This window comes from Corallococcus sp. AB032C, from assembly GCF_003668935.1.
Classification (GTDB): Bacteria; Myxococcota; Myxococcia; order Myxococcales; family Myxococcaceae; genus Corallococcus; species Corallococcus exiguus.
In genome coordinates this window covers 22153-30806 of the sequence record NZ_RAWP01000115.1, presented here as the reverse complement: position 1 = coordinate 30806, position 8654 = coordinate 22153, and the positions used below count along the sequence as shown (strand labels likewise).

Below are 8654 nucleotides of genomic sequence, written 5' to 3'. Positions count from 1 at the left end.
CAGGATGGCTGACGCGGCGCTGACGCGGCGCCTGGCCGAAGCGGGGGACCTCGGGTTGAGGGGGGCCGTCCAGCTTCGCGGGGCGGTCGTCGAGGCCGGGGACGGCGTGGCGCGGGTGGTGGGGCTGCCGGACTGCGGCGCGGAGGAGCTGGTGTCCTTCGACTCGGGAGCGCTCGGCATGGCCTACGAGCTCGCGCCCGCGCACGTGGGCGTCGTGCTCCTGGATGGGGCCTCGCGGGTGCGCCCCGGTGATGGCGCGCACTCCCTGGGGCGCCTCCCCGCGCTGCCCGTGGGACGCGAGCTGCTGGGGCGGGTCATTGATCCGCTGGGGCGTCCCCTGGATGACCGGCCCGCGCCGCTGGGACGACCGAGGCCCGTCTTCCTCGCCGCGCCGGAGCTCACGGCGCGCGCTCCGGTGCACGCGCCGCTGCTGACGGGGGTGATGGCCATCGACGCGGCCATCCCCATTGGCAGGGGGCAGCGGCAGCTCATCGTCGGGGACCGGAACGTCGGCAAGACGGCGCTCGCGCTGGACATCGTCGCGGCCCAGGTCGCGGCCCACGCGCCGTGTGTCTACGTCGCCGTCGGACAGGCGAGCTCCCGGGTCCAGAGCGTGCGTGAACAGCTGGAGAAGCGGGGGGCGCTCTCGGGGACGGTCGTGATCGCGGCGGACGCGGGAGCCCCCCCAGGGCTCCAGTACCTCGCGCCCTATGCCGGTGCCACGGCCGCCGAGTTCTTCCGGGACGAAGGGGAGGGCGCGCTCGTCGTCTTCGACGACCTGACGAAGCACGCGGATGCCTACCGGGAACTGGCACTGCTCCTGGGCAGGCCTCCGGGCCGGGAGGCCTTCCCCGGGGACATCTTCTACATCCACGCCCAGCTGCTCGAACGGGCGACCGCGCTGACGGATGCGCTGGGCGGCGGCTCCCTCACCGCCTTCCCCATCCTGGAGACCACCGACAGCGACATCTCCGCGTACATCCCCACGAACCTCATCTCCATCACGGACGGGCAGCTCTACCTGGACGCGGCGCGCTTCGAGCGGAACCAACGTCCGGCCGTCGACCTGGGCCGGAGCGTGTCGCGCGTCGGTGGCGCGGCGCAGCCCGATCCGCTCCGCGCGGCCGCGCGCAACCTGCGCATCGTCGCGTCCCGGTTCGAGGCGCTCGAGGCGCTGACGCGCGTCGGCCTTGACGTGGACCCCGCGACGCGCACGGCCGTGACCCGGGGGCTCATCCTCCGGGAGCTCCTCCGTCAGCAGCGCTTCACCGTCCGGACGGTGGCGGATCAGGTCATCGCGCTCACTGCCCTGACCGAGGGCTGGCTGGACGCGCTGCCGCCCGCCCAGGCAAGGGCGGCGGTATGGGCCGGTGCCGAGCGCGCCCGCGTGGAAGCGCCGGAGGTCGTGGACGCCGCCAACGCGGGGCACGTCCAGGAGGGTGACTGGAAGGCGCGGCTGAGGCCCTGCTTCCCGCGGGAGCTGGGGAAGGGGCCGTGAGGAGTGAAGTCGAAGGGCGGCGACGGTTGCAGTCGCTCGAAGCGCTTGGGGAAGCGGTGAGCGCGATGAAGAGCCTCTCCGCCCACCACTTCCGGGAGGCGCGCAGGGCGGTGGAGCCCGCGCGCGCCTACCAGCGCGGCGTGGAGCGCCTGCTGCGAGGGGCCGGAGCGCCGTCCACGGGAGGCACTGGAGGCGCGGGGCTGCTCGTCATCGGCGCCGAGCTGGGCCTCTGCGGCAGCTACAACGCCCAGGTGGCCGCCGAGGCCACGGCGCGCCGCGCGGTGCTGGGGCGCGGGCCCACCTTCTGCGTCGGGCACCGCGCGGTGTCGTTGCTCCACCGGAGGGGCGTGGAGGTCGAGCGGGCCTACACGGCGCCCACCCGCGTGGCCGGCATCACGGGGCTCCTGCTGTCCCTCGCGGAGGACGTGCTCGGGCGCTACGCGGCGGACCGGCTGGCGAGCTTCGATATCGTCTCGAGCCGCTTCGAAGGCGTGGGCCTCGTGCGGCCGGCGAGCACCCGCCTCCTGCCTTCCGCGGGGAGCGCCGCGGAGGCGACGTACGGTGTGCGCTACGTGAGCCAGGACGCCTTCGTCTTCGCCGCGACCCGGGAGTTCCTCTACATCACGCTCCATGATCTGCTGCTGGATGCGCTCGCCTCGGAGCACGGCGCGCGGCTGTTCGCGACGCAGTCCGCGGAGAAGTGGCTCGATGAACAGGCGACCCGCTTGCGCCGCCGCCTCGCGGCCACCCGGCGCGAGGCCAGCACCCAGGAGGTGATGGAGATCGCTGCGGGAGCCCGCGCGCGTGCGGCGGAGGCCCCGCGCCTGGACCTGGCCTGAAACGCACTCACGTCCCCGTGGGCGGGACCTTCTGGTTCAGCTCGCGCGCCGGAATCCCCGCCACGGTGGTCCCCGGCGCCACGTCGTCCAGCACGATGGCGTTGGCGCCAACCTTCGCGCCGTCGCCAATCACCACCGGGCCCAGCACCTGGGCGCCCACGCCGATGTAGACGTCGCGGCCCACGCGGGGCACGCCGACGCGTCCGGGCAGGGGCTCCAGGCTCACGTTCTGGGAGATGAAGCTGTTCTCTCCAATCTCCACACCCGGCGCGATGATGACGCCGATGCCTCCGTAGCCCAGCTCCACCGTGGGGTGCAGCACGGCCTTCGTGTCCACGTGGCTGTTGTGGAGGCGGTTGCCCACCGTGGCCACCATGTTCGCGAGCCTCGGGAGCGCCTGGAGCCGCTTCGCGGCCCGGTAGAACGTCAGCGCCGTCGGACCCATCTGCCCACCATCCTTTTCGCCACCGGAGCCCAGCGGAACTTCGAGCGTTGCAGCGTCTGCCCCATCCACGTGTCCCGGTAGATGAACAGCCAGTGGTGCTGCCGGACCTGCGCCGTCCACTCGCGTTTGTAGGGAGCATCATCCCCCAACAAGTCCAGCTCGCCCAGGCCCCTTCCAATGCAGTCCTGGATCAGGTTCTCCGTCAGCAGGTGCCCCGGACTGACCTCCGCCAACGACTCATCGTAGCCCGGCTTCATCGCCAGATAGCGACCGCCGTATTCCAGCCCGTACTGGAACGCGATGGGACGTGAGTCCAGTCTCAGGAAATACAAGCCCAGCCAGCCGCGCTCCACCGCTGTGTGCGCGAGCCCCGTGTAGAAGTCCCGACGGTGCCGCGCCTGCGCGATGGCCGTGCCCTCCCGCGCCTTCCAGCCGCTCTGCTCCAGCGCGAAGGCCTCCTCCAGCTTCGCGTCCAGGCCCTCCACTCCGGACACGCGCTCCACCTCCACGCGGCCCTTCTCCTCCAGGCGCCTGCGCCTTCGCCGAAGCGGCTTCGCGTTGCTCCGGCCCTTCGTCCACGCCGCCACCGTGGAGGGCAACACCAGGTAGGGCGAGCGCGAGCTCGGCCAGGCGCCCCAGGGCATCCCCGCGCCCTTCGCCGCGTTGAGCAGCTCCCAGGCCGCGCCGCCCTCCGGCACGTCCGAAAGCCGGAGCACCTCCCAGCTCGGGTCGCCCATCAGATGCGACAGGAAGGCCACCGCGGCGCGCTTGGGCTCGTCCGCCACCAGGTCGAAGCGGCACGAGTGCTTGTTCGTCAGCGACGACAACTGCCGCACCGGCATTCCGTACTGGTGGCCCTGCTCCTCCTGCAGCCCCAGCACCGCCACCAGCACGCCCAGCGAGTTCCTCGCCGTGAGGACGCGCAGGGCCGCATCTGGCGCGAAGTGCTGAAGCCAGCAGCGCACGAACTCGTGGCGGTGGAACACCTGATCATCCACGCGCTTCACCAGCGCGTTCCACTCCACCTCCAAGGCATCGAAGGCCGCGAGACTCCGGACCTCCTCCACGCACAGGGGCTCCACGCGCCCGCGCGTCATGAACTCCACCGCGTTGGGGCGGGGGAGGGAAGGGACGCGTTCCCCGAGCATCGCGTCCGTGATGGGACTCTCCTCCATGAACATCGCTCCTCGGGGTGCTCTCTCGCGGGGACTCAGGACAGCGGCTCGCCTGCGTCATCCGCCGCTTCGGGTCCCAGCACTTCCGGTCCCTGTTTCTGCAGCGGCTCGTCGTGCGGCAGCACCGGCCCCTCGAGCTTCGCCAGCGCGTTGGTGTCCAGGGGGACGTGGTGCACCTGCACCGGGCCCCTGGTGCTGGTGAGCTCCACCGTCGCCTTGAACACCGCCTCCGCGGGGGTCGGCATGACGGGCGTGGGCGCCTCCACCACCGGCGCCAGCCGCTTCGGCTGCTTCTTGAGGCCGCGGAAGAGCCAGCCGCCCTTCTGGCGCTCGTAAAGCTTGCGCGTCTCCACCGCCGCGCGTGCATGGGACACGCGGCCCGTCTCCAGGTCCTCCAGCAACATCTCGCTCAGCCGGCGGCGTGTCACGCTGTCCAGGTAGTCGAAGACCTTCTCCAGCTTGCGCACCACCACCTGCGTCGCGCCGCCCGCCGCCGTGTGCGTCAGCGCGGCGATCTTCAACTCGTGCCGCGCCCTCGCGCGCTCCGCCAGCTTGCGCAGCCGGTCCGCTTCATCCGGCGACGCGGCCTTGCCGACGAGTCCCGGCAGCACCGTGCGCGCCAGGCCCGCGTCCACGAAGCCCGAGTCGTCGAACGTCTCCAGCGACTCCAGCGCCCGCCGCCGCGCCTCCACCGACGTGCCCTCCAGCGCCTTCAGCGCCGTCGTCACCCGGTCCAGCGCCATCCAGCGGTACACCCAGTCCAGGCCCGTGCCCTTGATGTTCTGCGCGCCCATGATGCTCACCTGCATCCCGGGCGCCACCGCGCGGGAGCACGCGTCCACTACCTGGTCGCCCGTCGCCTGCGAGTCGGACACCGGCACCAACTGCTCCAGCATCATGGCCTTGTAGGCGTCGCGGAACTTCGCGTGGAACACCTTCACGCGGCCCTGCGCATCCGCTTCACCCCGGGGCAGCAGCGCCTTCAGCCGCGCGTGCACCGCCATGCGCGCGAGCAGGTACAGCGCGTGTTCGCGCACCTCGTCCTTCGTCGCGGCCGACAGCACCTCCGGCAGCGAGGAAGGCTGTACGCGCGACACCGGAGACAGCGCCTCGTCGATGAGCGGGCCCACCTCGCGCTCCAGCGCGCGGCGCACCTTCTCCACGCCCACGTCGTCGTCTCCGCCCTCCAGCGCCTTCTCCACCGCGGACGTCAGCGCCAGCGTGTGAGCCGCCTGGAGGCCCGCGCCGGCCGCGTACCGCTCCAGCCGGTCCATGAACGTCGCCTTCGTGGGACGCGGCACCTTCAGCTTCGCGAGCTCCTTCGCGAGCCTCGCCTCCGCGCGGGCCTGACCCTCGGGGCTTGCAACCTCCTCCGCCGCGACGACCTCCGTACTCGACAGGTGCCGGTCCAACGCGCCGCGCACGTACTTCTGGAGACCCTCCAGGTTCGTGCCGATGAGCACGTGCCGGTCCGCGGGTGCGTCCTCCACCATGATGCGCGCGAACACCTCCGAGCGCGACACGCGGTCCCAGCGGTTGTTGATGACCGTGATGACCGCGCGCTCCGGGTTCGTGTCCGGATCCACGTCCCCCAGACCCGTGCGGATCCAGTTGTTCATGAAGCCCGTGCGCTCGTTCGCCGAGTGCCCGTTGATGAACTGGAGTTGCCGCCCGCGCACCTTCGCCGGCGGGAAGACCTTCAACACGCCGATTTCGGGCTGCACGTGCTCGGCCATCAGCGCCAGCGCGTACGACCGCGACACTCCGAGTTGCTCCGCCAGCGTCGCCACCAGCGCCATGTTGCGCGGGTGTTCGCGGTAGGGGAACAGGGCGAGGAACTCCTCGGGAATCAGCTCCGCTTCCCACCACGCGCTGTGCAGCAGCGTCGTGTCCTTCTCCTGCGCTGCCTGCTTGAAGAGCGGGAGGAAGTGGTCCTCCGTCGTCACCACCCGGCCGCCCTTGGGCATGAAGTTGGTGATGACGGACGCGACGTTGATGCCCGCCGGGCCCTGGATGTCCTCATGGTCCGGATAGGCGTTGGTCAGTGTGGCGAAGTCGTCCTTCATCCAGTCGTTCTGGAGGAGTTCGACGAAGTTCGGCTGTAGCGCCATGCACTCCCAGAGGAACACCTCCGTGCCCAGGCGCGCGCCCAGCTCCACCATGTCCTTCTGTTCCCAGATGGTGGCCTTGTCGTAGGGGCGGAAGATGAAGAACTCGGACGGCCCGGCGCCCGGGGCGCTGTGCACGAACATCGCCTCCGAGCCCGTCGTCTTCGCGAACACCTCGAAGCCCATGCCGGAGAAGAGCGCCGCCTTCAGGCGCTCCGTGCCGGACTTGCCGCGCGTGCCCCAGCCGCCGATGACGAGCGGAATCTTCTCCCGGGACTTCCGCACGCTCTGGCGCTTCACGTACGTGTCGCCCAGGAAGACGGAGAAGAGCGCCGCGGTGAAGAGGCCCAGCGCCGCGATGCCGTTGCCTCCCATGCCGAGGAAGTAGCCCTCGTTCTCCATGATGCGCTCGGTGAGGAGCGCCAGGAATCCGCTCTGCAGGCCCAGCAGCGCGGGCGTGTGCAGCGTGGACGTGGGCTTCGGCGCGGCCTCCGGCTCTTGGAAGAGCGTGGCGAGCGGAGAAGGGACCTGCTTGTGCTGACCGTACGGCGTGAAGCGCACCTGGACGCCCAGGTCGCGCTCCACCTGCTCCACGAAGCGGCGGCGCTCGCGGGGTTCTTCGCCTCCCAGCGAGTCCAGCCGCAGCGTCGCGAGCCGACGGTAGTCCTTCGACACCTTCAGGCGGTTCGTCAGCCGGCGCAGGCGCGAGGCGGGTGGCACCAGCACCGTCTCACCGTGGCTGCTGAACAGGTGCACCTTGCCGTCCTTCGACAGCGGCATGTCCAGCAGGTCGTCCACCGTGGGCAGGTGACGGCCCCAACTGCCTTGGCTCGCCACGTGGACTCGCTCGCCGGGGACCAGCGTCTCCGTGATTTCGTCCAGGTGGCCCGGGTGCGCGCGCAGCGTGCCGGACATGACGCGACCGGTGGTGTGCAGGAACGCCTGGCGCTTGTTCGGCGCGGGGCGGCCCAGTTCGTGCCACACGCGCCACAGGCGACGCTCCTGCCGGTCGCCGTGCCACAGCGTCAGCGTCTTGTCCGTGCGCTCCGCGTACAGGCCGTGCCCGTCCTGCGACAGGTCCGCGAGGATGGCGCCCAGCCACGCGGGGCCCTCTGGCATCGGCGGCAGGTTCTCCGGCGCGGGCTGGAGCGGGATGCGCGTGCGGCTGCCCGGGCGAAGCTTGGAGACGCGGCCCGCGAGGAGCACCGTCCACGCCTGGCGCACCGGGTCCTTCACCCTTCGCAGCACCTGCGCGGCGGCGGCGGCGGCCTCCACCACCGGCCCCGTGGCGCCCGGCTGCGTCGCCAGGGATTCCACCGCGTCCAGCAGCGCCGCGTGCGCGGGGCCCAGTCCGGCGGCCCCCAGCGCTTCCGCCAACGCGGCGGCGCGTTCGCACGACACGCGCAGGACCAGCGGCGCGGTGTCACGGCCGAGCACGTCCACCAGCACCTGGAGCGCTTGTCCCTTCACCTTCGGCGACGCGAGCGCCGCGTCCACCGCGGCCAGCACGGCGGCGGTGCGCACGCGCGTGCTCGGCTCCGACAGCGTCTGTCCCGCGACGGCTGGCACCTGCTCCAGCCCCGCCAGACGTCGCAGCAGCGGCTGCCCCTCCGGGCGCTGCGCGATGAGGGCGCACAGGCCCATGCGCACGTACTCGCTAGGGTCGTGGTGCGCGACTTCGGTAAGCAGCGGCACGCGGTGCTCTTCCGACAGCAGCGGCGCGCATTGCTCCAGCACCTGTCGGCGGAAGAGGAAGTCCCTCTCCGACGGAGCCTTCGCACGCATACGCTGGCGCAGCAGGGTGATGCCCTCGAGCACGTCCACCGTGAGCAGCGCGCGCAGTGCTTCCGCCTGGAAGAATGGACTCACGTCCTCCTGGCCCGCGAGGCTCGTCAGCGTGGGGCCCACTTCGGGCAGCGACGCGGCGACTCCTGGCACCGTCTGCGCGAGCTGCCGGAAGGCCTCCAGCGCGGCGGAGCGGTTCTGCGCCCGGGGCGCGTCCACGGCGCGGTCCAGCAGCTGCCTCGCCAGCGGCACCGCGGCGGGCTGCAACTCCTGCGCGTGGGTCTTTTCCAGCACGCCCGTCAGCGCGCGGAGCGCCGTCTCTTCTTCGATCAGCAGCTTGTGGCGGCGCTTCTCCAGCCGCTCGCGCAGGGCATCGAAGCCCATCCACCGGTCCAGGGCGCGCAGGTCCTCCTTGCGGTCCTTGCGGTCCTTCACCGTGGCCTTGATGTGCTCCACCAGCACCTGGCGGCGGGCGGCGTCATCCAGCGCCTCGTTGTGCTGGCGCGTGAACTGGACGATCTCCGCGTGGACCGCGGACAGCTCCGTCTCCAGGGCCTCCAGTGCGACGCCCAGCCACGGGGCCAGTCCATCCAGGCCCGCGGGGCGAGGGCACGACTCCACCAGCCGCTGGGCCAGGACCTCGACCTGGGCCCCGCGCACTCGACGGTGCAGCGGGGGCAAGGCTTCCAGCAGTTGGGACTCGAGAGGTTCGTTCGCCAGGTGCATGTCGCGGCCAGAGCTATTCATTGCCCGAGAAACCTGCCCGGCCCCCCCAGGCCCGCGTTCGGATCAGGACAGCTCACG

5 protein-coding genes are annotated in these 8654 nt (G+C 71.5%); 2 read left to right on the top strand and 3 right to left on the bottom strand.

Translation table 11 applies throughout. From position 1 onward, the window contains the following. Both D7X99_RS34920 and D7X99_RS34915 read left to right on the top strand, forming a co-directional pair. Positions 1-1498: F0F1 ATP synthase subunit alpha (locus tag D7X99_RS34920; protein ID WP_147476355.1), on the top strand; the 1498-nt coding region annotated here is incomplete at its 5' end. Beyond that, positions 1495-2337, top strand: a complete 843-nt coding sequence (locus D7X99_RS34915) for a F0F1 ATP synthase subunit gamma (RefSeq protein WP_158627117.1) — start codon at positions 1495-1497, stop codon at positions 2335-2337. The genes D7X99_RS34920 and D7X99_RS34915, both read left to right, overlap by 4 nt. Positions 2338-2344: 7 nt before the next feature. On the opposite strand, the gene D7X99_RS34910 is transcribed toward D7X99_RS34915, so the two are convergent. From D7X99_RS34910 to D7X99_RS34900, 3 genes are read right to left on the bottom strand one after another with little or no spacing between them, the layout of a single operon-like run. Next, a complete protein-coding gene (locus D7X99_RS34910; RefSeq protein ID WP_121781550.1) occupies positions 2345-2782 on the bottom strand; it encodes a serine O-acetyltransferase in 438 nt (145 codons plus the stop codon). Next, on the bottom strand, positions 2764-3957 hold the full coding sequence (locus D7X99_RS34905) for a GNAT family N-acetyltransferase (protein WP_171805301.1): 1194 nt from the start codon (positions 3955-3957) through the stop codon (positions 2764-2766). The genes D7X99_RS34910 and D7X99_RS34905 overlap by 19 nt, the downstream gene beginning before the upstream one ends. A gap of 35 nt (positions 3958-3992) precedes the next feature. Then, entirely contained in the window at positions 3993-8597 is a 4605-nt protein-coding gene (locus D7X99_RS34900; RefSeq protein ID WP_147476354.1) for a hypothetical protein, read from the bottom strand. Positions 8598-8654: the final 57 nt, after the last annotated feature.